This window comes from Prevotella sp. HJM029 (assembly GCF_000599605.1).
Classification (GTDB): Bacteria; Bacteroidota; Bacteroidia; order Bacteroidales; family Bacteroidaceae; genus Prevotella.
Genome location: NZ_AZHT01000027.1, coordinates 13,179 through 36,028 on the forward strand (window position 1 = coordinate 13,179; position 22,850 = coordinate 36,028).

The window sequence follows — 22,850 nt, forward strand, 5'->3', positions numbered from 1 at the left end:
AATGACAGTCTCGATGCCAAGTGGCATCACTGACTTCAAGTCTACGTCTCAGCAAAACAAGTAAGTATGCTTTGCATTCGACTTACACCGAAGTTCCACGAAACGGAAAATTACACTATTTATCCCGCCCCGATGATCACTGTGACGAAGAACCGCTTCACCAAGCATTACTTTATTGGCGATAAACGTGTAGCAAGTAAACTCGGTGTAGGCAAGTTCAGCAATGTTTATGGCATCAGCGGCAACAACGTAACAGCAGGAGCTTTTATCCCCCATCGTATTTGTTAAATCTATCATACATGGCGGAAAGTTGTAATGGAATCTCATGAAAGCTCAAGCACTCATATTAGCAGCACCATCTTTTATAACATAAAGAATTTATGAAAATCACCTATTTCCCATTTATATTATCGCTTATTTTAATGCTTGTATCTTGCGATTTAATCCTCTCTGGAAGTTATCCGCATGCGCAACAATATGAATGCTACGTAACGAGCAATGAACTTATCGGTAAAATTCAAGGCCTGAAAAAGAAAAGGGTAAATTTAGAAGTATGGATAAAAAACGATTCAAACAGTATCGTAAAAATGGATTCTTACAATGAGAGATTCGAATATTTGAACTTTAAAATTCCTATCACAAAAGATTCCTCGATAATTATGTATAGTGTCATTTTTCACCCTTCAAATCCTGCTATCATCCTATTAGATAGAATCTCTCCTTTGGACTATAGAACCTTTAAACATATAAACACCAAAGATTTTACAAACGAAGAAAATGAAAAGGTAAAAAAGATTTTCGAAAAAGATATTTTAGATAGATTGAGTATCAAATGGAAAAGGAAGTAATATCTTGGCACTTCACTAATGTCACAGATATATAAGGAGATTGCGCGCTAAATTAAAATTCATGATACCCATGGAAATGTTTTTCAAAAATATCAGGTATATTCGCACTTGTCGGTTGACGCTACGCAATAAAGCGAAATTTAATCAAAAAAAATGAGAATAAAAGAAAAAAGTATCAGCATAAATAACTACATTTGCAGTTGTACATTTTTGTCTGACAACGCACAATAGACACATATCATCAACTCTTTGCATCCAATAGAAAAAGTGTCAAAACAATGAAAGTAATCAAATTCCTATTAGTTTTTGTATTAATCATGATCTCTTTCCTATCAGGGTATATGATTCATAAATCTCAGGACAGTTATAATATCGATGATTTTAAGAAAATACAGAATGAAGTTAAAACCATACAAGAAGATACAGTGTTGTCTTATATAAAAATTACAGACGATCGGATTCCTCATAATGCTGCTTTCTTACCTAAAGGAAATATTATCTCAACAGAAGAGACTGCTGCACAGTTCGGTTATTTAATTGCAAAGGCATTATATGGGAAAGAAATATATAGACAAATGCCTTTAAATATATATGAGAAGAAAGATGTATGGGATATTACTGGCTCTGTGAATTCTTTGCAAGGTGGAGGATTTTATATGGAAGTAAGTAAGGTCAATGGAGCAATACTTAAGTTAGGACATTATAAATAGAATAGTCTATACTTACGACAGGCCGTGTCATCTTCTGCAAGAGTGAACCTCACGATAGCAGGCACGGCGATGATGACCAACAAGTATCAATACAATGCGGTGGATAATATCTTAGGTATTACCAATACCATAGACCCGACGTGGGACAACGCTAATGGCGATAAAAAGCTTGGTGGAGCATTCAAGCATAGTTATGCTTACGACGATTTAAACTGTTTGGCTTCGACAAATGGTAAAACTAAGCATGTGTTTGTATGAGCTATATTTTAAGAATTTGGGAACAAGCATTCTTGAAAAAGACATTCGTTCCAAAGAGTCGGAAAACTGTATTGAAGAAAAGGCATATCCAAAGGTACGGGACAGAAGTGAGCACGTAGCTCCGTCTTTCGTTTAATTCTTTTTCCGGGACGCTTGCGGAAGCTCCGCAAGCATTAAAACTTTTGGTTTGCCATTTGCGGAAGCTCCGCAAGCACTAAAATGTTTGGTTTGCCATTTGCGGAAGTTCCGCAAGCACCAAAATGTTTGGTTTGCCATTTGCGGAAGCTCCGCAAGCATTAAAATGTTTGGTTTGACATTTGCGGAAGCTCCGCAAGCATTAAAATGTTTGGTTTGACATTTGCGGAAGCTCCGCAATCGTTAAAACGTTTGTTTTGACATTTGCGGAAGCTCCGCAAGCGCTAAAATGTTTGGTTTGGCCTTTGCGGAAGCTCCGCAAGCACTAAAATATTTGGTTTGACATTTGCGGAAGCTCCGCAAGCACTAAAAATCTTGGTTTTATAACAAATCGTGTGGACAGCGATAGAAAACTCAATTGAAAATATTATCTTTGTCTTATGAAATCTTTAAGGACAATATAAATATAGTCGGTAGATAATGAAGAAAGAATATATTTTTGCATTGATATGATGGAGAATGGGAATAAATCAATAGAACCCATTGACAGATAAATTTTGTTTTAAGCCTTGCAGTCCCAACTGTGAGTACCAAAAATTTAGAATTATTTGTATGAAATTTATATTTCTGTTGTGCTTTTCACTCCTTTCTGCCTGCAATAGTCCGAAAACGAATCTACAGCAAAAGGACTTGCAAGAAAAGCAACCTATCACAAATTACTCAAAGACTTTTCATTATAGTAACTTGCATTATTCGCAGACTAAATATAACCTGAATAAGTTTTTGAGTTATCAAACTTTCAATGAGTTTAAAATGAGAGGTGTTGGCAAACCCAAAATGACACCATTCGTTTACGTTAAGAAAACGAGAGACACTATTATTGTAATCCCATCAAATGATATGTCTAATGTAAAAGTATATTATAGACAGGGAAATAGATGGTGTAATCATATAAATTTGGAACTTTGGAAGAAGGGACAGCCCATAACTAAAAGTAGTCTCGAAGAGCCAGCTCGTACTTATGACAGAATTTGCGGCAATGACACGATACTTGAATATCAGTGTAACTATCTCGGCAATGTAAAGTATAAGCAGTTTTATATAAAGACTCCAAAGATGTGCGTGAATATAAAACTGATAAAGGAGCTTGATTTTGTGAATGGAGGTAATACTGTCTATAATGAAATGTTGAAGTTTGTTCACATGTTCAATCATGAAAGAGAAAAACTGTTGATGCAACACGGGCAATCTAAATACGACAAGAGAAAAATTTATTGCTATTCTTTGCAGGATAAAGCTCATACCTTTGTGTACCAATGTATAGAAATGAATGAAACACTATACTTCTCAAAGACGAGTTTGGGACTATTCGGTATACAACCAGGGATAGAAAAATATGATCGAGAACACTCTCAAGTTGCCGGGTATTAGTCATTGAATTTTATATAACGCTCAAAAGGATGCGCCGACAGGTTGGTGTCGGCGCATCCTTTGTTGATGGTGAGCGTTGCTCTTGGCTTTTTTGTGTTGAACGTCATCAAAAAGAGTAACGTGAGCACTGCTATTCAGCGAGACTCGTTAAGCCATCAGAATGTCCATTTGGCAGCAAGTGTCGGGAGCGCATAGAAACGATTGTGCTCGCCGCGCTTGTTCCACACAAAGTTGTTGCTCAGCTCCACCTCGCTGCCAAGGCTCAGGTTGACGCCTTGCATGCCGCGCAAGGTGTTGAGGTTTACCCAAAACTGTGGTTCGGACATGACGATGAGTTTGCCATTGACATCGGGATTATACCACACATCGCAAAAGCCGCTGAACGTGCAGAGGCCTTTTGCAAAGGTGATGCCCCATACCTCGGTGAGCTGAAAGCCACTGAACGGATGGGCACCATAGTGGCGATTTTTGAAATAATATTTATAGAGTGCCTGCACCGAAAAGGTTTTCGAGAAGTCGGCACTATGCCAGTTCCACGCACCGCCGAGGAGCACGGCATGTTGAAATCGATTGGCTTGCCACGTGTCTTCATCGCTTGCCAAGCCGCCATTATATTCTACATGCGCAGCCCATTGCTTGTTGCGCGAGACGTTAAACTCGCGTGCAATCTCCCAATAGGCGCCTGCCACGCCATCGCGCTGATAGTCGATGTCGGTGAAGGTGAATGTGCTTCCCCATTTGTCGGGCTTAAACAGCTCGAGTGTGGTGGTGAGCGAAGGGCGATTGGTGAGATCTTTGCAGAGCGAGTGGCCTAAATCATAATGCACTTGAATGTTTTGTGCAACGGCTGTAACCGCCATGATGGCAAAGAGGAACAGGAATGATGCTTTTTTCATTTTATATGATTGGAATTAAAAGTGATGCTAAGGTTGCAGATGGGCATCCAACGTTGCGATGGCCTCTTGCATGTCGGCGGCAAAGGAGGCATGCGTGAGCAGAAAGCCCTCTCTGCCCCGGGCCAATGCTTCGTAGAGCTGCGAATCCATCTCGTTGACATAGCCACTAATGGCATATTCGATGTCGTCGCGCTGGCGTTCGCTATGCGAGAAAGCATAAACCTGCCATTTCTGATGGAAGAAGCAATAGGCCGAGGCAATGCTCTGTGGTGAAACTTGGTCGATGCTCATTGTCTATGCTTAATACCATTGCACGGCATTGGTGTAGCCGCTTCGTTTGTCATATTTGAGTGCATCGGTCAGGGTGCTGGCGTTGCAACGGAAAGAGAAATTGTAGCTGGTGTAGGGAGCGATGACCACCGAGCAGCTCATGTTGAAGCAATGCAAATCGCGTTGCAGGCTAGCAGTGGTCATGCTGATAGCGTGATTATTGAAGTCGTAGCCCGAGGTGAAGCTGATGTTCCACCCTTCGCTAAGCCTCACGTTGCCGCTGACGTTGAGGGTCTGCGTGAACATGTAGGGATAGCGCATGGTGTTGTAATTGAACTTGGCGATGTCGGTGTTCTCGCGCATGGTGATGCCGTAGCCAAAGGTGATTGACCACGGCATGGAGAATGACATGTAGCCGTCATCGTCGGTCTTGGCCTTTGCCGCAGTCTTATCTTGACGTGCATTACGCTGCCCTTCAATCATCGTGTCGTCGACATTGGATTCGATGTCGGTGTCGACTCCTTCAGCGTCTTTATGCTTGCGCAGGCCATCGTCTTCGTCCTTTGGTCCACCTCCGAAGAGATGCTTGAGCTTCTCGGGCGTGAGGGTGAAAGAAATGTTTTGCGACATGCCTTGAAAGCGTCCTATCTTGCCCATTCCCCAATAGGTATGTGTGCCAACATAAGGACGCCCTGCAGCATCAAGCTCATAGGCATAGGACGCAAAGACGGCATCGAGGTTGAATGTGTAATTCTTCCACCACTTTAAACGAAGGTTGACACCGAGGTCGCTCCATGGACGTTCTTTCTCGGCCATGTTGTAGGACATGCGGAAACCCAGGTTGTCGATGATGCTAATCTTCTTGATACCCGTAGAATCCTTATCCGACTTAATTTTCATTTCGATGTTGTTATCCAACGAGAAACTAACGCTTCCCGTCTTTCCTCGCCCTGGTGCGCTATACAAATTGTTTTGGAATGGCGAATATTCCACTAAACTCACCGCACCTGAAGGGTCGGTGCGTTGATAGGTGGCGTAGTAGCCATAGCGCGAGGTTCCAAAGTCGGGCGCATAGCTGAAGCTCACTTGCGGGGAAAGCACATGGCGCACGGCTTGTATTTTGTCGCCGAAGAGCTTGCGATTGGGCAAGAACATGCCATAGAGCTTGGTGCTGGCGCTGAGGCTCAAGTCCCAGTTGTAGACGTTATAGAAGCCATTCACCTGTTCGCTTTCTTCTTTCTGCGTGGCCACATTCCAAGAATGAAGTGTCTTGTTGCTATACATGCGGTCGGTGAAATTGAACGAGGGATTGATGTTGACATAATTAAATAAGGTGAAGCTACCGCTGATGGGGATGCGGTGTTGCATTCCATTACGCCAATCCTTGACCAGATTAGAGTGAAACAATTCACTTTCTTTCGTGTCAATAGAGTTGCTGAGTTGCCCGGTATAACTGACGGAGATTTTCTCATACCACCGCTCAGCACCCACAACATGTCGCCGTTTGAACGGATAGAAGCGGGCAAGATTGAGGTTAAGGTCGGGCAACGTTAGTGCAATGGTTTCGTAGCGCATGTTCTGATTAAGATTGGCGGTGGTGCTGAGTGTGAGTCCAATGCTCGAGAACGATGTGCTCCAGCTCACAGATGAGGTGCGCGTCGATTGCGTCATCGTCTGCGGATTGTAGAGGCTTCCGAGATTGTTGCGCTCGTAACTGCTCGTGGCAAAGTTCACACTGGCCGAGAAGGTGCTATAGGGGTTGGCCTTAGCATCCTGCCGATGGCTCCATTGTATTTTGAAGCTTTGCTGATTGGTATAGTCGGGCATGCCTTTATCGCCTGTCTTTGTATCTTGATAACTGGCATAGAAGCTACCACTATAACGATAGCGTTTGCGATAGTTGGTGGCGGCGCTGAGTCCCCATGAACCGCGCGTATAGATTTCGCCGAGGAGTTTGAGATCCCATTTATCGCTCATGGCAAAATAATATCCGCCGTCGCGCAAATAGAAGCCACGGGTGCTTTCGTCGCCATAGGTGGGCATGATGAAACCGCTGGAATATTTCTTGGTAAAGGGAAAGAAACCATAAGGAATGGCCAAAGGCAAGGGTACATCGGCCACCACGAGATAGGCGGGACCAAAGACAACATCCTTGCCGGGCCGCACTTTGGCGCGCGAGAGGGCTATGTAGAAGTCGGGATGGTCGAGGTCGCAGGTGGTGTAGCGTCCGTGTTGCAGATAAACATTGCCCAAAGAGTCACGCTTCGCCAATTCGCTGCGCAGATAGCCCTCCTCCTGCTGCGTGTAGGTGTTGCGGATGAGTCCTTTTTTGCTTTTAAAATTAAACGCAATGGTGTCGCTCTCGTAATTGTCTTTCCCCATGGCAAAGACAGGCGTCCCCGTGAGTTTCTTCGAAGCCGTGTCGCGCACCCCCGTTGCATGAATAACGCTGCTATCCATGTTGACATGAATGCGCTCGCTCTTGAGATTCATGTTCTCATATTTCACATTCGACGAACCATAAAGATAGGCCGTCCGATTGCGTGCATCATAAACCATCGAGTCGTTGGCCGAGAAGTCGATGGGCGCTTCGATGCCGTTCTTCTTTTGCCGATTGAGCGAATCGAGATGGATAGAATCGTCGATAGCTTGGTTATGGCGATAGATGGCAAGTTGCAGTGAGTCCATCTTGGTGGTGTCCACAGCCATGTTCGCAACACTATCCCCCGGCAGACTATCTTTCATTGCAGCCGTCTGCGCCCCACCCTTCTTGCGCTTTTTGAGCAAGGGATAGTTAATGCCGGCCATGACCATTAGCACGGCAAGGAGAAAAGCTGCAATAAACGAAAATCTTCTCATTGGGTTGCAAAGTTAGCAATTAATCTGTAGATTGTCCAACCCACGGCGTTAAAAGATGATTAATCCCCACGTGGGCATCAGCGCATTATGCCGCCATCCAAGCCTTTGTCAGCAACCTTTTTTTGTTTTAGTACGTCGGCGAACTGTTTGCCGGCAACTTTTTTTTGTTTTAGTGCATCGGCGAACTATTCGCCAGCAATCTTTTTCGTTTTAGTCCGTCGGCGAACTGTTCGCCAACAACCTTTTCTCGATTTAGTCCGTCGGCGAACTATTCGCCGGCAACCTTTTCTCGTTTTAGTCCGTCGGCAAACTGTTCGCCAGCGTACTTCTCTTGTTTTTGTCCGTCGGCGAACTGTTCGCCGGCAACCTTTTTCGATTTAGTCCGTCGGCAAACTGTTCGCTGGCAACCTTAGGACACGGAGCCACATGAGAAATGGTAGGGGCGGTGCCTGTGTGCCCGCCCGAACGTCCGCGCAGCGGCGTTTCCACATGCAAAAGGGCATGTCCCCTATCCGAAAAGGAGGCGTCTCCATGCGCAAAAGAGCACTCCCCTGCCGTAAGACGACCGATTGGGGTTTAACTGAAGCGAGCGTCCCAAGCACGGAAGCGCTGCAAACTGTCTGCGCCAAAGCGAGCCATGGTGGCCTCAACGGCAGCAAGTGGTTTCTCGTCAGTGGGATGGCTCTTCGAATAGAACTTGTCGGCGTAGCAGATGACTTGCTCTTCGAGCGTCTCGGGCAGGAAGTCTTCGTGGGGCAAAGGCAAATGCTGCGCGATAATCTCTTGCTTCGTGAGGCCCGCACCGGTATGGCGTTCGCAAACGCGAGCATGCTGTGGATAGCCTTCACTGCGCAGTATCTCGGCACCAATGCGACCATGACAGATGTAGGGTTCGGTGCCAAAACATGCTATTCCGGGCGCATGGCAGCGAAAGATGCCGATGTCGTGGAGCATGGCGGCTTCGATGAGGAACTGCCGATTGAGCTGCAACTCGGGATGGCACTCACAAACCAACACAGCACGCTTCATGACGAGCGTGCTGTGGGTGATAAGAATATCCCGAAGTCGATTGGCTTCGGGATAATATTTGTCGATAATCTGTTGATAGTCCATGCGCTGAGGGTTAAGCCTCGGGCCGCTGAATGTAGGCAATCACATCGCCTTTATTCACCTTGGTACCCTGCTTGGCATTGATCTCAACCAACTGTCCGCCGAGCGCAGCCGGAATGGTTTCGAACTCGCCCCACGGTGTGCAGATGTAGCAGAACGCATCGCCCTCTTTGTATTCCTTGCCAATGAAGGGTTCGGTCGCCGTGAGCGCTTCGCCGTCGCCTTGGAACTCCCAGAAGATTTGTCCTTTCACGGGCGAAACAATGGCATCGGCCTTGGCGTGCTTAAAGGCCGCAGCCTCTTCGGGGCTCACCTTGGCACCGAGCTTGGCATCTTTGGCAGCCTGCAAGTCGGCCAAGAAATTTTTCTTCGCCTGTCCGCTGCGATAGTTGCGATATTGCTCGGGGTGCATGGCCAATTCGAAGAGCTCCTCGTCGTCTTGCCCATATTCCCAACCATTCTCGTCCATCTCTTTGCGGAAGTCATCCAGCGCATTGGTGAGCAGCGTGTGGGGGTCGGCATCGGTGAATTCGCGTCCTTGTTTCTTAGCCAATTCAACCAATTCGGGATCGATAGCGCCGGGCACCTTGCCGCTCTTTCCGAGAATCATGCCCCACATCGATTCGTCCATCATCACGAAGCGGCCTTTGCCTTGCTCCATCGTGAGCAGATTCATCAAGGCGATGTTCTTGGTGTATTGGCTGAAAGGCGTAACCAATGGAGGATAGCCCACGCGCGGCCAAACATATTCTACCTCGCTGAAGAGCTTCACAAGCATGTCGTCCATCGTGAGTTCGTCTTCGCCCTTCTTCTTGCGCAGGTTGTTGATGGTTTGGCGAATGCCGCCCAAATCGGCCATCATCGAGCCCATCATACCGCCGGGCAAACCGCAACCGAGCAGCAACGACGACATAATTTTGTTGGAAGGATTGATGAAATAGCCCAACCACTCGTCGATAAACTCTTGCGTCAGCGCACGCGCCTTCATGTAGGCATTCATGTTGATCTCGGGCACATCGAAGCCTTCGTTCTTCAGCATGCTGAGCACAGAAATGATATCGGGATGCACTTTGCCCCACGACAATGGTTCGATGGCGGTATCGATGATGTCGGCGCCATTGTTGCACACCTCTAAAATCGAAGCCATCGAAAGGCCTGGACCTGAGTGGCCGTGGTATTCGATGATGATATCGGGGTGCTTATCTTTGATGGCTTTGGTGAGCTTGCCCAACAAGGCAGGCTGCCCTATGCCGGCCATATCTTTCAAACAAATCTCGTCGGCACCAGCTGCTATGAGCTCGTCGGCAATCTTGGTGTAATATTCCAACGTGTGAATAGGCGAATTGGTGATGCAGAGTGCCGTTTGTGCGGTCATACCGGCCTCTTTAGCCCATTTAATCGAAGGGATGATGTTGCGCACATCGTTCAAACCATCGAAAATGCGCGTGATATCTGTGCCTTGCGCGTGCTTCACCTTGTACATCAATTGACGCACATCATCGGGCACAGGATACATGCGAAGCGCATTCAAACCGCGGTCCAACATGTGGGTTTTGATGCCAGCCTCATGCAAAGGCTTGCAATATGCACGAACGGCCTCATTTGGATTTTCGCCGGCCAAGAGGCACACTTGCTCAAAAGCGCCACCATTGGTTTCTACACGGGCGAAGCAACCCATTTCCACGAAGACGGGAGCTATGCGCACCAGTTGATCCTTGCGTGGCTGAAACTTTCCTGAGCTCTGCCACATATCTCGATATACGAGACTGAACTGAATTTTCTTTCCCATTATATTTTTGTTGTATTGATATCCTTAAAAGCGAACGAGCTGCGTCGTTGGAATGCGTAAAATAGTGCGAGAACGGCAACTCGTCGGCTTGCAAAATTAGATAAAAAAAATCAAAAACGCCCGCCTCACCCCCTTTTTTTGTGATTATTCTCTTATATTTGCACAAAATAAAACGCACATGAAGTTTAAATCAATCGCAGTGCTTGGCTTATCTATCGCGTGTATTGTAGCGTGTGGGCAGCAGACCAACAAAAAATCAACAGCACAACAAAAGGCTAAAGACGATTATCAATCCATTGGCGACAGCACCATTTATGGACTGGCGTGCGAAGGATGTAACGACTCGGTAATCGTGTTGTTGCCTAACGATGGTAGCGACCCCATAACCTACGATGTAGTGGATGCACGAAGGAACAAACGCATTTTGGGCGACATACAGATTGGCGACTGGATTGGCGTTGTGGCCAATCCTAACGACAAGCGCATTGCCGACGAGGTAGTGAACCTCGATCAGTTGAAAGGCATTTGGTGCTACGTGGTGATGCCCAAGATGCGCGATTATGAATATATGAGCAAAAAGCTTCAGATGCGCATGATGCGCGACATGCCCGACTCGGTGAAACGCACCTACCTCATCCCACGCGAATATGGCTTCTGGTTGCGGCGGCAGTGGGCTGCACAGAGTGTGGGCTACGTCAGCGAACAATCGGCCTTAGAGCAAGAAAGCCCCGTGGTTTATCCACAATTGGGCTATTTCACGGGCTGGCGCATTTGGAATGGTAAGGTGATTATCCTCAGTGCTACACCAATCTTTAAAAACGATAACACCATCCAAACCATCAATCCACGCATCGACACATGCGACATCGTTTATTTAGGCACCGACTCTTTGGTGCTGAGTAGCGAAGGTTCGTCACGCAGCTACTATCGCAAAAAAGACATCAATGATGTGAATGTGAAAGCGCGCTACATGGCTGAAAAGCTGAGACGCGAAGCTTTGAAAAAGACCACACAAGAAGAATAAGCCGCGGTGAGCCTTGCCGTTTTTCACATCCAAACGAGCAACATGCCACCCAACGAAAACAGCATTTCCAAGCACATGGGAATGCTGTTTTTGAAGAAAAACCTCCCAAAAACAACGCGCGAAGGGGTAATTTGGAAAAAAGCCTCCCAAAAACAACGCGCGAAAGGGTGATTTGGAAAAAAACCTCCCAAAAACAACGCGCGAAGGGGTGGTTTGGAAAAAAGTCCCCGAAAAACAACGCGCGAAAGGGTGATTTGGAAAAAAGTCCCCGAAAAACAACGCGCGAAAGGGTGATTTGGAAAAAAGTCCCCCAAAAACAACGCGCGAAGGGATGGTTTGGAAAAAAGTCCCCGAAAAACAACGCGCGAAGGGGTGATTTGGAAAAAAGCCCCCGAAAAACAACGCGCGAAGGGGATAGTTTGAAAAACAACCCAAGAAAAAATACGTTGGGAAGTATGTTTTTTTCCCAAACTACCCTCGCAGACCCTCAGAACGGGCGACTAATTTTGAAAACATCCCTTGCAGACCCTCCGAATGGGTGACTAATTTTGAAAACTACCCTCGCAGACCCTCTGATTGGGCATCTTTTTCGGAAAACACCCTTGCAAACGGCTCGGAAGCAGGTTTTTCACAAAAAACAACGAAAACCATTCTGGCTTTTCGGCTCCGCTTCATCCCTGCACAGCATGCAACAAGAAGCAGGCTGCCGGGAAACGCATTCCACAACAGCCTGCCTTTACATAAACGATTAATCGCCGTTTAATCTAACCATTTCACATAGCAGAAGTCCTGACGATGGGGCAGATTGGCATTCTTGGGATACATGCGCACACAACTCTTGAAGGCACCAGCCTCGTCGGGCTCTATCACAGCCTCGAAGGTATAGAGGTTGCCTTCATGATGTTTCACCTTGAATGGGTGCACCTGATAAACTTCGCGCCCATCGGCATCGGCCTGGTTGTTGAGCACCACAAGTTCCAAACCCACGGCATCATCAAGCCCTTGCTCATCGATGACATAGGTCATGGTGTGCTTCTTACCCGTTTCGCCACCTTCGTCTAAGAGCGAGGTGTCGCGGCTCACCACGTGGATGGCATCCCAACGCTCGGCCACACACTCCTTCCACTGCGCCAGTCCACGCGCCAACTTGTCATTGTCTTTGCTCAATTCGTGGAAACGCAATGCCTGCCGATTGTAGAACTTATCGAAGTAATCGTCCAACTGACGCTTCATGGTGTAATGAGGCGCAATGGTTGCGATAGAGCGCTTCACCACCTTAATCCATGCTTCGCTATAGGCTTTCTTACCGCGATTATAGTAGAGCGGGATGATATCGTTTTCCAACAGGCCATAGATGGTGGCAGCATCCAACTTGTCTTGATATTCCTGGTTCTCGTAAGTGCGCTTCTGTGGCAAAGCCCAGCCAGCGCCTTCACGATAGCCTTCAACCCACCAACCATCGAGCACCGAGAGGTTGACCACACCATTCATTTCGGCTTTCTCTCCCGATGTTCCCGAGGCTTCCAAGGGGCGCGTTGGGGTATTCATCCAAATGTCTACCCCTGACACTAAGCGGCGTGCCAACTGCATATCGTAGTCTTCTAAGAAGATGATTTTTCCCAAGAACTCGGGACGCTGGCTAATTTCATAGATGCGCTTGATGAGTCCCTGCCCTGCACCATCGGCTGGATGGGCTTTTCCCGAGAAGAAGAAGAGCACAGGACGCTCGGGATTGTTCACAATCTTGGCCAAGCGGTCAATATCCGTGAAGAGCAAATGAGCGCGTTTGTAAGTGGCAAAGCGCCGACAAAAACCAATCATCAGCGCATTGGGCGTGATGCGTTGCAACAGTGACACAACACGTGCTGGGTCGCCCTGGTTGCGCAACCACGACTCGCTGAATTTCTCGCGGATATAATCGACGAGCTTTTGCTTCAGCGCCATGCGCGTTTCCCAGATTTCGGCATCGGGCACATCTTCGATAGCATGCCAAATGGCTTCATTACTTTGATCGAGCATGAAATTTGAATCGAAATACTTGTCATAGATATGACGCCATTCCGTGGCAGTCCAAGTGGGTAAATGCACACCATTGGTGACGTAACCCACATGGTTTTCTTCGGGGAAATAGCCTCTCCACAAAGGTGCAAACATCTTTTGGCTCACCCATCCGTGGAGCTTGCTCACGCCATTCACCTCCTGACAGGTGTTGCAAGCAAAAGTGCTCATGCAGAAACGCTCGTTGTGATCATCGGGATTTTCGCGACCCATTCCTATGAATTCGTCCCACGAAATGCCTAACATTTCGGGGTAACCACCCATATATTTCCCAAAGAGAGCTTCGTCAAAATAGTCGTGACCTGCCGGAACGGGCGTGTGCACGGTGTAGAGCGAAGAGGCACGCACCAATTCCATAGCTTGATTGAAGGTGAGTCCTTCAGCTACATAATCGCACAAACGCTGCAAGTTGCAGAGCGCAGCATGTCCCTCGTTGCAATGATAAATATCTTTCTTAATGCCCAATTTCTTCAGCGTCAAAATACCGCCAATACCCAAAAGAATTTCTTGTTTGAGGCGATTTTCCCAGTCGCCACCATAGAGGCTGTGGGTGATGGGACGGTCGAACTCGGAGTTCATATCGTTATCGGTGTCCAACAAATAGAGGCTGATGCGCCCCACATTGGCGCGCCACACCAAGGCATGCACATGATAGTTCATATAAGGCACATCGACCACCATTTGGTTGCCGTTGGCATCGAGCACACGCTCAATGGGCAAAGAATTGAAATTCTGCGCATCATATTTTGCAATCTGCTGTCCGTCCATGCTGAGGCTCTGCGTGAAATAGCCATAACGATAAAGGAACCCCACTGCACACATATCGACATTGCTATCGGAAGCCTCTTTCAGATAGTCTCCAGCGAGCATGCCCAAACCGCCCGAGTAGATTTTTAATACCTGCGTCAAGCCAAACTCCATACAGAAATAGGCCACTGAGGGACGCTTCTTATTGGGTTTCACAGCCATGTAATCGCGGAACTTTGTGTAAACATCCTTCACACGCTTCATGAGTGCCTTGTCTTTCACAATGGCTTCCTTACGGTCGTAACTCAAGCGCTCGAGCAACAACACAGGATTATAATTAACAGCCTCATAGAGGTCGGCATCGAGACTACTAAAAAGGTCGCGCGCCTCATAGTTCCAGGCCCACCACAGATTGTGTGCCAACTCGTCCAAGCATTTCAATTGCTCAGGCAAACGAGATTTCACATTTAGCTCCCGCCATTGGGGTGCATTTGCATAATCAGCTTTGATTTTCATACCGCTTGAATGATAATGTTTTTAAAATATTGTTGTTACGCTCGTGCAGCAGCTTTGTGCAATGCAAGAGCATAAGCCTTTTCGTAATAAGGAATGAAGTGCTTCCACAGCGCTGCTTTCGACAGGTTCCAAGCTGCCTTTCGGCAAGCTTTGCGCTGCGTTTCATCGGCCTTCGCATAGTGCGCTATGGCTTGGCAAATGGCTGTAGCCACTTGCTGATAGTTGTTGTCATCACGATGCACCACACACACGCCATCTGCTAACGTCGCAACATGCCCCACAGTGTGGTTGGCCCACAGACCAAAACCAGCCAAATCGGTTGTGATGCACGGCACATGAAAAGCGATGGCTTCGAGTGGCGTGTAGCCCCAAGGCTCATAGTAGGATGGGTAAACGCAGAGATCGTTGCCGCCCACCAAATGATAATAAGGCTGATTGAAGATGCCATCCTGCCCCGTTAGATAACAAGGCACAAAGATGAGTTTCACGCGCTCGTCCAAAGCGTTGTGCATGTCCAAATAGTTCATCATGCCCAACACGCGATCGTTTGCAGCATCGTGCAAGCTATGGGTGCAAATGGGATTGTCCAAAGGCGTGTCAAAAGTCTGACCGCTGCGCAGACGCGCTTGCAAATCTTCACGCGGACCAGCCACCCAGCCCGGCACTTCGATAAAAGCAACCACCTTTTGTGGCAGAGGAGCACGGCGCAATTGATGAATGGCTTCAATAAACACATCAATGCCTTTGTTGCGAAACTCGTAGCGCCCACTCGTCGAAACAATCAACGTTTGGTCGTCGAAACAATCGCCTGTCAAAGCATTGGCCACCTGCAATAAAGTTTTCCGCGCAGCAGAACGCTGTGCATTGAAAGCCTTTCCGCGAGGCACAAAATCGTCTTCGAAACCATTGGGCAGCACCACATCCACAGGCTTATCCAACAGTTCGCGACATTCCACAGCTGTGATGTCGCTCACGGTGGTGAAGCAATCCACATATTTTGCCGCCTGCTTCTCCACCGAATGTTTGCTCTGCATGTTGAGCTCTTCGGCCATCTGGTCGCCACGATAGGCCCAAAGATATTCGTAGAGCGGCTTCATGTTGCCAGCAATGCTGCGCCCGATGCTCGTGGCATGCGTCGTGAAAATAGTGCCTATCTGAGGCACATGCTTATGAATATAGAGCAAGCCCAAGCAGGTCATCCATTCATGGCCTTGATAAACCACTTTGGCCGAAGCTGGCAGCACATGGCGATAGAAACTCTCAACCACCTTTGCCGCAGCATAGGAAAACATTGAGGCCTCGTCATAATCGCCATAGCCATGCAGACTATCCACCTGGAAATCGGCCCACATCTGACCATAGATTTCATTCTTTTGCGCATAGAACGGACGGAAATCCACCAACAGCGCAATCGGCTCTCCCGGAACATTCCAGCGCCCCACACGCACGTGCAATCCCTCTTGCTGCGCCTTCGCACGCCAATCCGAAAACAGCTTCTCATCGACTGCAAACAAAGGATTATCGACATCGTCGCCAAAATCGGGACCAATGAAAAACACCCTGTCAGCAAACAGCTTTTGCATGGTCTTGGCACGTGTCGACAACACCGTGTAAATGCCGCCTACCATATGGCACACTTCCCAACTCGATTCAAAAATATAATCTGGAACACACTGCGCTTTAACCATACGAAAAACCTTTTTTTGAGCGACAAAGATAGCATAAAATTCCTAAAAAGCAAATGAAGCACACACTATTTTGCCCAAAACCGCTCATTCCTTGACATAAACTTTATACCTTTGCACGCAACTATAATATAGCGCATAATGAAACGATGGCTTTTATCAATCCTCATCACGCTCGCCAGCACATGGGCATGGGCGCAAAACAACAACGAGCCTTTCAAAGGACACTTATATAATAAGGAGTACAAAGTCTATCTCCACATCAATTTCTATCAAAACAACATCCTCATCCCCGGACAAGAGCTCTTCGGACAGGTGGCGGGCTATTTCGGCGCCGATTTAGACAGCCGAAAATGGATTTTCACCAACGTAATACTCAAAGACAACCACACCGCCGAGCTCTTGGTGACCAACGATTATGGCAGCGAAGACCTCGAAGCCACACTCACGGCACTGCCCGACGGCACATTCGTCTTCGAACAAGGAAAAGGCAGCACCATCAAATTTGCCATCAACCGCAAATGGCAAAAGATGCCACGCCGCCTCGTCTTCGTCAAACAATAACAACCCCGTCAAACATTATTCATCAACAAAAGACGCAAACAAAACCCTATGGAACAGATAACATTTCACCACAGCCTACCCATTCAGCTCAGATTTACCGATGCCGACCAATTCGGACACATCAACAACACAGCGTATTTTCAATACTACGACACCGCAAAAATCGATTACGTGCGCAAAGTGTGCAACATCCCCAACGAGCGCTATGCCATCTTCGCAGCACACGTCGAAGCCGATTTCATCGCACAAGTCTATAGCACCGACCAAGTGGAAGTACAAACAGCCATCACAGCCATCGGAAACAAGAGTTTCACGCTCACACAACAACTCATCGACAGCCAAACGAAAGACGTGAAATGCGTGGGACGCACCGTCATGGTGGCCTACGACCTGCTCGAAAACCATTCCATCCCCATGCCCCAAGAATGGATTGAAGCCATTTGCAAATACGAAGGGCGCGACGTGAGACGGAAGAAATAACCCCCACCCCATCCCAAACACAACACTAAAACTATGCGGCGTACCCTACGCCGCATAGAACTGACCCAAATAGTGTGCGGCGTACCCTACGCCGCGAAGAACTGGCCCAAATAGTGTGCGGCGTACCCTACGCCGCGAAGAACTGGCTCAAAAAGTGTGCGGCGTACCCTACGCCGCATAGAACTAGCCAAAAGAGTGTGCGGCGTACCCTACGCCGCATAGAACTGGCCAAAATAGTGTGCAGCGTACCCTACGCCGCGAAGAACTAGCCAAAAGAGTGTGCAGCGTACCCTACGCCGCACACTCTTTCCATGTAGTAACTTCGGCGCGATTACACCTCCTGCCCTTCGCATCCTACGTCTCATGGTGTGTCCCCTACCGCGTAGCGGTTATACACTCGAAAGCCCGGGGTTGGCCAGTGCAACGCAGCCTACCCCGGGTAACAATACGTGGGAGAAAGCTACCCCCTTGGGGGGTACTCTCTCCCACGCACAACGCGAAGGCGGAATCACGTCACCGCCTCAGAAACACCGATGCTTAGAAATAGATGAAAGCACGGACACTCTCACCAACATCACCTATCATATCTTCAATGAATGTAAACGCATTTTGACTAGCAACACCACCTGACACACCATCTATCCCTATAGAACAACCATAGAGTGTATAATATTGTGTGCTGGTCCAATACCAATAATTGTCTAACGTCTCTCCACCAACACCTGGAGCTGTGAACAAACTATTCATATAATTGCGATCAAAAGTACCAACTGTTGCATAGGTTCCTTGACGCGACATATTCGTAGGCAACGCGCTGCATTTTCCCAACACTTTCAATGCCAAGACCCATTGCCCCACACTGGGTAAGAACCATTTTCCACGCTTGCCACCACTGAAAGTAATAGGTGCTGGCGAAACATGATTGGCAGCCTTGTAGAAAGCATCCATATTGGTATTACTACCTTTGACACCAGCCCCATTAATACTACTTGTTGCATCCCACGTGTATTTATAGCCATCCATGTCGGCCACAATATCTGTTACACTGGCCTTCACATCGCTGTTGAACTGCTGATTGGGTACCCCTTGTGGTCCACCCCATTTCACTGCGGCATAAGGACGACCCGCAATGCCACCACCACTCGCATCATCTTTTAATGCCATAGCCAGCCCATCTTCTGTAGCTGTTTTGTCAACCACAACGATAGCAATGGGGGTGCGAGTGCCTTTTTCGGCAATCGTACCAGTGGTACCATCTTGGAAAAGATAGCGCACACCAGACACAGTAGCTTCTGGAACATCATACGCCAATTTCTTGTTTTTACCTGGCGTGAGCGTCACATTAGTATATTCCTTACTCACAGGGCTTGGTATGTGGCTGATGGGGTGGCTTACGAAGTACTCCACGGTCAAGCTGCTATAAGTGCCTGGTGCCAATACCATAGTGCATGAATTGGTGGCATAAGAGGGCGAGGTAGGCACAGTGAAGCCTGTATTATCGGCACCCAATGTGCGAAGTGTGATTTCAGAGGAAGGAGTTTGCGGTGTTACAGCCGTATTGATACCCGTATCAGTGAAATCGAATGTACCAGCAATTGCAGGTACTGGCAAGCCACCTGCGGTAACCTTTACTTGCGTCATTTTCACATTGCCACCGCCCACCGAGCAGAAAGGTGTAAACGTGATATAAGCAGCCTTGTGGTCGAGCGTAAAATCGTAGTGGTCACCATTGCGTGTGGCGATAGCTGTCCCACAATCGCCATATTCTCCAATCAGTGCAGGCTCAGCAGGGAGCTTTTGCACTTGTTCAGGGGAAATTCTCACCTTATCGCCAGCCGTACTCTGCTTTCCAGTGTAGCGCACTACATAATTTGGTGCTGTGTAGGTACCTTCAAACCAAAACTTGGCAGTTGCGACCTTGGGCGATGTGGGCGAAACGTGCTCTGCAATGTCCGAACTCGAACTAGCAATGAGTGCGGGAGTCGCTGCAGGATTATTGAGCCACAGATTGTCATCAGCTGTCCAAAAGAAATCTAACTGCGTGCCTGTGTGTGTGCCTGCCGTACGCGATTTTGCGCTGGCTGTTGGAGAAGTATTCATCATAAAAGCCGTTTTGTTGCCAGTCGAAGGTTGCTGGGGTACATTTTCATCGGTCGAACATGCTGCCCATGTCATTACACCTGATGCAAGCAACAGGCTACTCACTAATCGTTTCATCATTTTCATTTGCTTAATCTGCTTGTTTATTCATTAACTACTTTGTTCTTACCAGTTTTCATCTTGGGCACTGGTATGGCCACCCCATCCTTGCGAAGAAGGTGTAAAGTCCTCGTCTTCGGCAGCCGTGTGACCACCACCAGCAATAGTTGATGGTACAAAGTCCTCATCTTCGGCGGAATTGTGACCGCCTGGATTTTGAAACCTTGAGCCTTGCTGCATCATACAATCACCAGGAAGGGGAATCACTGCTGTCGTGGGGGGCACATAAAGCCTCCGTGCATTTAGAGCTTTCCTCATCTTTTTCTCATTTAGGAAACATTTGAAAGTTATTTAAAATCAAATCGGAATATCGACAATTTGAAGAGATAGAGCACAAATATAAAGAAGCCTGCACAGCATTGATAGAAAATGCTATGCAGACTTCTCCCTGAATAAGCCTATTGTTGACTACGCACGCAACATATTCCTCTTGCTTAGAAGAGAGGCCTGTATATAGATAGAGAGAATGTGTGTGTTACACTTTTATTTGGTTCTACCAAATAAAAGTTGTTAAAAATCGAAATATTTTGATTCTCTTTTTTCATTTTCACACCAACACGAGTTGTTATTTAAATCATGCTCGTAACGAACATCGGGCGCAAAGGTATAAACTTTCGTTGGAAGTAGCAAACCTTTGCGCCCAATTTTATATCACATTGCATTGAAATTGACCAAAATCAGAACGTGACGCGCATCATAAACCGCACGCCATTGCGCTTGGCAGTAGGCAAATGGGTGTAGTTGCAACGGTGGACAAACTCCACATGCAGAATTTTAAAGATGTTGTGCACGCCGGCAATGAGTTCCACATAGGGGCGCTTCGGATCCATCACATAACTGCCCACGGGGAAAGCCCACAGCATGGGGTCGGCGGCGTTGGCCAAAAGCATGGGATTGTTGCGGTCGGTGAGCTTGCCCCACAGCGTTTTCACGCCAATATATTCGCGCCATTTGAGCTTTTTCAGCAGCGGAATGCGGTTGAGAATTTTGCCGTTCAAGTCCCAAGCCACATCCAACGAGGCGTAACGGTCGTTGAGAAACTCCATGTTGTTGATCATGTTAAACGTTTCGTCTTGTCTGATGTAGCTGAGGTTGGCTGCAGGCATGATGAGCAGCGGAAAGGGCACCTTGTTCCATTGTGCACCAGCTTTCACGTGGGCGTCTATCTTGCCCCACGAGTTCATCCAAAAGCGTTTGTAGATGCCGGCCTCGGTGAAGTTGTAACGATAGTCGCCGCCGAGGAACTTCATTCCCATGGTATGCCCCAGCGAAAACACGGGGGCATCCATGTTGATGGGGTAACGACGCTGTTTGGTGTTGACGTAAGTGCGGCCGGGGGCTAACTGAAAATTCAGGCTCCATTCGGTGGTGCGCAACGTTCCAACAGGGAAATACAGGGTGCCTGCGGCCTCGTTGGCTTCGGTTTTCAGCCCCACGATGGTGCGAAGCCCCCATTCCGTTTCCCATTCGAAGGTGATTTTCTGCCGATTGTAGAACATCATCTTGTCGACTTTCGACCATTTAAATGCCGTAAACACATTGTCTTTATCGGTGCCCATAAACTTGTCGGAGGGCGACATGATGTCGTAGGTGGAGCTAAAGGTGAGTGTGCGTTTGGGGAATTCGCGCGGCAGATAATCCTTCTTATTAAAAGAGTAGGTGACTTCGGCATTGTAATAGTTCTTGTGGCTGCGCCAACCATGGGCGTAATACCCCGCAAAGAACCAATGCTTATTGAGGTTGGCCGTGGTCTGAGCACTGATGCGTGTGCGGAAGCCATCGATGAAATTCGAGGTAAATATGGTGTTCACGGGGCCGATGTCCACCTTGCTTGGATGGTTAAGGTCGCCCGTTTCAACAAAGTTTTCGATAAAAGCTTTGGCACCAAAGATGATGTATTTGAAGCCTTTCAGCTGTTGCACGCGCCGAATGAAGGCATCCATTTCGCTCTCACTCTTCGTGAGTTCCACCGTGCGATATTGATTCCAAAAGCTGTCGTCACGCATCATGGCATTGGCTTCGCGCCGCGTGGTCGCCTTCCCTTTAAAAAGTTGTTTGGGCAGTTCGTCAAAGGCATAGTCGCTCAATCGCGTGGTGCGCACCACCAAAGCCTTCGACATAAAGTTGGTTACTTTCAGCTCCACCACCATATCATCCACACTCAACGCCCATTCTCCATTGGGCAACTGGGTGTATTCTTGCGTGATGCTGAGGTTCTCAACAAAGTTCACATCGCTGCGTTTGGGGATGGAAAGTTCGGCACGCTTCAAATGCAAAGTCGAGTCGGCCAAAATATAAAGTTCACCACGGAAGCCAAAATCCTGCTGATTGTTGGGCAGGAATTGCAGGTGATAGCAAAGGTCGTGATCCACATACACCGTGTCTTCGATGTAATAACGATAAAACGCGATGGCGTCTTTGCCTATGGGGCTGGTGAAAGGAAATTGCAACAGGCGCACCTGATTGTCGTACAAATCGACGTCGGTAAACACATCTTTCAACACGTTGTTGAGGATATCGCCCGTCTCAAACAACTGGTTGAGCCCTGTGCTTTGCTGCCCCAACACAATATCCTTTTCGCTTTTGGGATTCTTTCTATAAATATGTTGCGTGACGGTTTCGTCTACCGAGATTGGCAGAATGAGCTTATGATTATAGGGGCTCGTCTCCATTTGATCGGTGAGCCACTGCTTTTTGGCAAAAAAACCACTGTCGATGTCGGCCTTTTGAATATCGTTCACCGCCAACGTAATCTTTTGATACTTGTTGTATTGGTAGAAATCATGATTAGACAAATCCGTTTTCTCCTTCGCAGCAATCACCCGTTTCATCAATTCCACCGCCGGATTATCCTTGCGGCTATAACGATTGCGCTTGGTTCTCACCACCACTTCTTTCAACGTGCGCGTGTCGGGTTTGAGCTTCACGGCCATCGTAAGGGTAGAATTCGCCTTCACGGTGAACTCTTTGCTCTGATAACCCACCGCACTAACGGTGAGTACCCACCCTTCATGATGCTCAATCGAGAAACGTCCTTGTGCATCGCCGCTCACGGCCATGTGGTGCCCTTTATAGGAAGCGCTGGGATAAGCAATCGTATCGCCCGTCAGTACATCGGTCACTACGCCTGTGATTTGGGCTTGAGCTGCTGCCGAAAGCCATAGAAATAATAAAAGAATGTATATCCTGAATAACTTGCTGTGCATACACT

The 22,850-nt window shown here is 47.7% G+C and carries 19 protein-coding genes and 1 pseudogene; 9 read left to right on the plus strand and 11 right to left on the minus strand.

The window, feature by feature from the left end:
* Positions 1–93: 93 nt before the first annotated feature.
* The 5 genes and pseudogenes from X919_RS16415 to X919_RS0102970 all read left to right on the plus strand — a co-directional run.
* Positions 94–261: pseudogene (locus X919_RS16415) on the plus strand (RHS repeat-associated core domain-containing protein); the annotation flags it as partial.
* A 119-nt stretch (positions 262–380) separates the two neighbouring features.
* Positions 381–848 carry a hypothetical protein gene (locus X919_RS0102955; protein WP_028898955.1) on the plus strand — a complete coding sequence of 156 codons (468 nt, stop codon included), beginning with the start codon at positions 381–383 and terminating at the stop codon, positions 846–848.
* A 278-nt stretch (positions 849–1,126) separates the two neighbouring features.
* Complete coding sequence (locus tag X919_RS0102960; RefSeq protein WP_028898956.1) at positions 1,127–1,558, plus strand: NTF2 fold immunity protein; 432 nt, start codon at positions 1,127–1,129, stop codon at positions 1,556–1,558.
* A gap of 24 nt (positions 1,559–1,582) precedes the next feature.
* Positions 1,583–1,816 carry a hypothetical protein gene (locus X919_RS0102965; protein WP_253270071.1) on the plus strand — a complete coding sequence of 78 codons (234 nt, stop codon included), beginning with the start codon at positions 1,583–1,585 and terminating at the stop codon, positions 1,814–1,816.
* A gap of 747 nt (positions 1,817–2,563) precedes the next feature.
* Complete coding sequence (locus X919_RS0102970) at positions 2,564–3,382, plus strand: hypothetical protein (RefSeq protein WP_253270072.1); 819 nt, start codon at positions 2,564–2,566, stop codon at positions 3,380–3,382.
* Here X919_RS0102970 and X919_RS17370 read toward each other — a convergent pair.
* The 6 genes from X919_RS17370 to X919_RS0103000 form a co-directional block, all read right to left on the minus strand.
* A complete protein-coding gene (locus X919_RS17370; protein WP_256380396.1) occupies positions 3,379–3,510 on the minus strand; it encodes a hypothetical protein in 132 nt (43 codons plus the stop codon). The two genes, X919_RS0102970 and X919_RS17370, sit on opposite strands and share 4 nt — an antisense overlap.
* Before the next feature lie 27 nt (positions 3,511–3,537).
* Positions 3,538–4,278, minus strand: a complete 741-nt coding sequence (locus X919_RS0102980; RefSeq protein ID WP_028898959.1) for a nucleoside-specific channel-forming Tsx family protein — start codon at positions 4,276–4,278, stop codon at positions 3,538–3,540.
* 27 nt (positions 4,279–4,305) lie between these two features.
* Positions 4,306–4,569 carry a hypothetical protein gene (locus X919_RS0102985; protein ID WP_028898960.1) on the minus strand — a complete coding sequence of 88 codons (264 nt, stop codon included), beginning with the start codon at positions 4,567–4,569 and terminating at the stop codon, positions 4,306–4,308.
* Between the two features lie 9 nt (positions 4,570–4,578).
* Positions 4,579–7,407, minus strand: coding sequence for a putative LPS assembly protein LptD (locus X919_RS0102990; protein ID WP_028898961.1), 2,829 nt, complete (start codon positions 7,405–7,407; stop codon positions 4,579–4,581).
* A 576-nt stretch (positions 7,408–7,983) separates the two neighbouring features.
* Positions 7,984–8,520 (minus strand): HD domain-containing protein, encoded by a 537-nt coding sequence (locus X919_RS0102995; protein WP_028898962.1) that lies wholly within the window; start codon positions 8,518–8,520, stop codon positions 7,984–7,986.
* A gap of 10 nt (positions 8,521–8,530) precedes the next feature.
* Positions 8,531–10,306: a biotin/lipoyl-binding protein gene (locus X919_RS0103000; RefSeq protein ID WP_028898963.1), complete on the minus strand. Its 1,776-nt coding sequence runs from the start codon at positions 10,304–10,306 to the stop codon at positions 8,531–8,533.
* Positions 10,307–10,484: 178 nt separating this feature from the next.
* Between X919_RS0103000 and X919_RS0103005 the strand changes: the two genes are divergently transcribed.
* Together X919_RS0103005 and X919_RS0103015 are read left to right on the plus strand one after the other, a co-directional pair.
* Positions 10,485–11,330 (plus strand): lipocalin-like domain-containing protein, encoded by an 846-nt coding sequence (locus tag X919_RS0103005; protein WP_028898964.1) that lies wholly within the window; start codon positions 10,485–10,487, stop codon positions 11,328–11,330.
* Positions 11,331–11,461: 131 nt separating this feature from the next.
* Entirely contained in the window at positions 11,462–11,872 is a 411-nt protein-coding gene (locus tag X919_RS0103015; RefSeq protein WP_155949640.1) for a hypothetical protein, read from the plus strand.
* Between the two features lie 217 nt (positions 11,873–12,089).
* Here X919_RS0103015 and glgP read toward each other — a convergent pair whose 3' ends face one another.
* Together glgP and X919_RS0103030 are read right to left on the minus strand one after the other, a co-directional pair.
* On the minus strand, positions 12,090–14,651 hold the full coding sequence (glgP, locus tag X919_RS0103025; protein WP_028898966.1) for an alpha-glucan family phosphorylase: 2,562 nt from the start codon (positions 14,649–14,651) through the stop codon (positions 12,090–12,092).
* A 35-nt stretch (positions 14,652–14,686) separates the two neighbouring features.
* Positions 14,687–16,339: a glycosyltransferase gene (locus X919_RS0103030; protein ID WP_028898967.1), complete on the minus strand. Its 1,653-nt coding sequence runs from the start codon at positions 16,337–16,339 to the stop codon at positions 14,687–14,689.
* A gap of 138 nt (positions 16,340–16,477) precedes the next feature.
* On the opposite strand from X919_RS0103030, the gene X919_RS0103035 reads away from it, so the two are divergent.
* Positions 16,478–16,900, plus strand: a complete 423-nt coding sequence (locus X919_RS0103035) for a hypothetical protein (protein WP_028898968.1) — start codon at positions 16,478–16,480, stop codon at positions 16,898–16,900.
* A gap of 48 nt (positions 16,901–16,948) precedes the next feature.
* The gene (locus tag X919_RS0103040) at positions 16,949–17,380 is read left to right on the plus strand and encodes an acyl-CoA thioesterase (protein ID WP_028898969.1); all 432 of its coding nucleotides are present in this window, start codon (positions 16,949–16,951) and stop codon (positions 17,378–17,380) included.
* Positions 17,381–17,917: 537 nt separating this feature from the next.
* Here the strand turns inward: X919_RS0103040 and X919_RS0103045 are convergent.
* The 3 genes from X919_RS0103045 to X919_RS0103055 form a co-directional block, all read right to left on the minus strand.
* Complete coding sequence (locus tag X919_RS0103045) at positions 17,918–19,600, minus strand: hypothetical protein (protein ID WP_155949641.1); 1,683 nt, start codon at positions 19,598–19,600, stop codon at positions 17,918–17,920.
* Between the two features lie 45 nt (positions 19,601–19,645).
* Positions 19,646–19,897: a hypothetical protein gene (locus X919_RS16420; RefSeq protein ID WP_155949642.1), complete on the minus strand. Its 252-nt coding sequence runs from the start codon at positions 19,895–19,897 to the stop codon at positions 19,646–19,648.
* Between the two features lie 419 nt (positions 19,898–20,316).
* The gene (locus X919_RS0103055) at positions 20,317–22,845 is read right to left on the minus strand and encodes a DUF5686 family protein (protein ID WP_028898971.1); all 2,529 of its coding nucleotides are present in this window, start codon (positions 22,843–22,845) and stop codon (positions 20,317–20,319) included.
* Positions 22,846–22,850 lie beyond the last annotated feature (5 nt).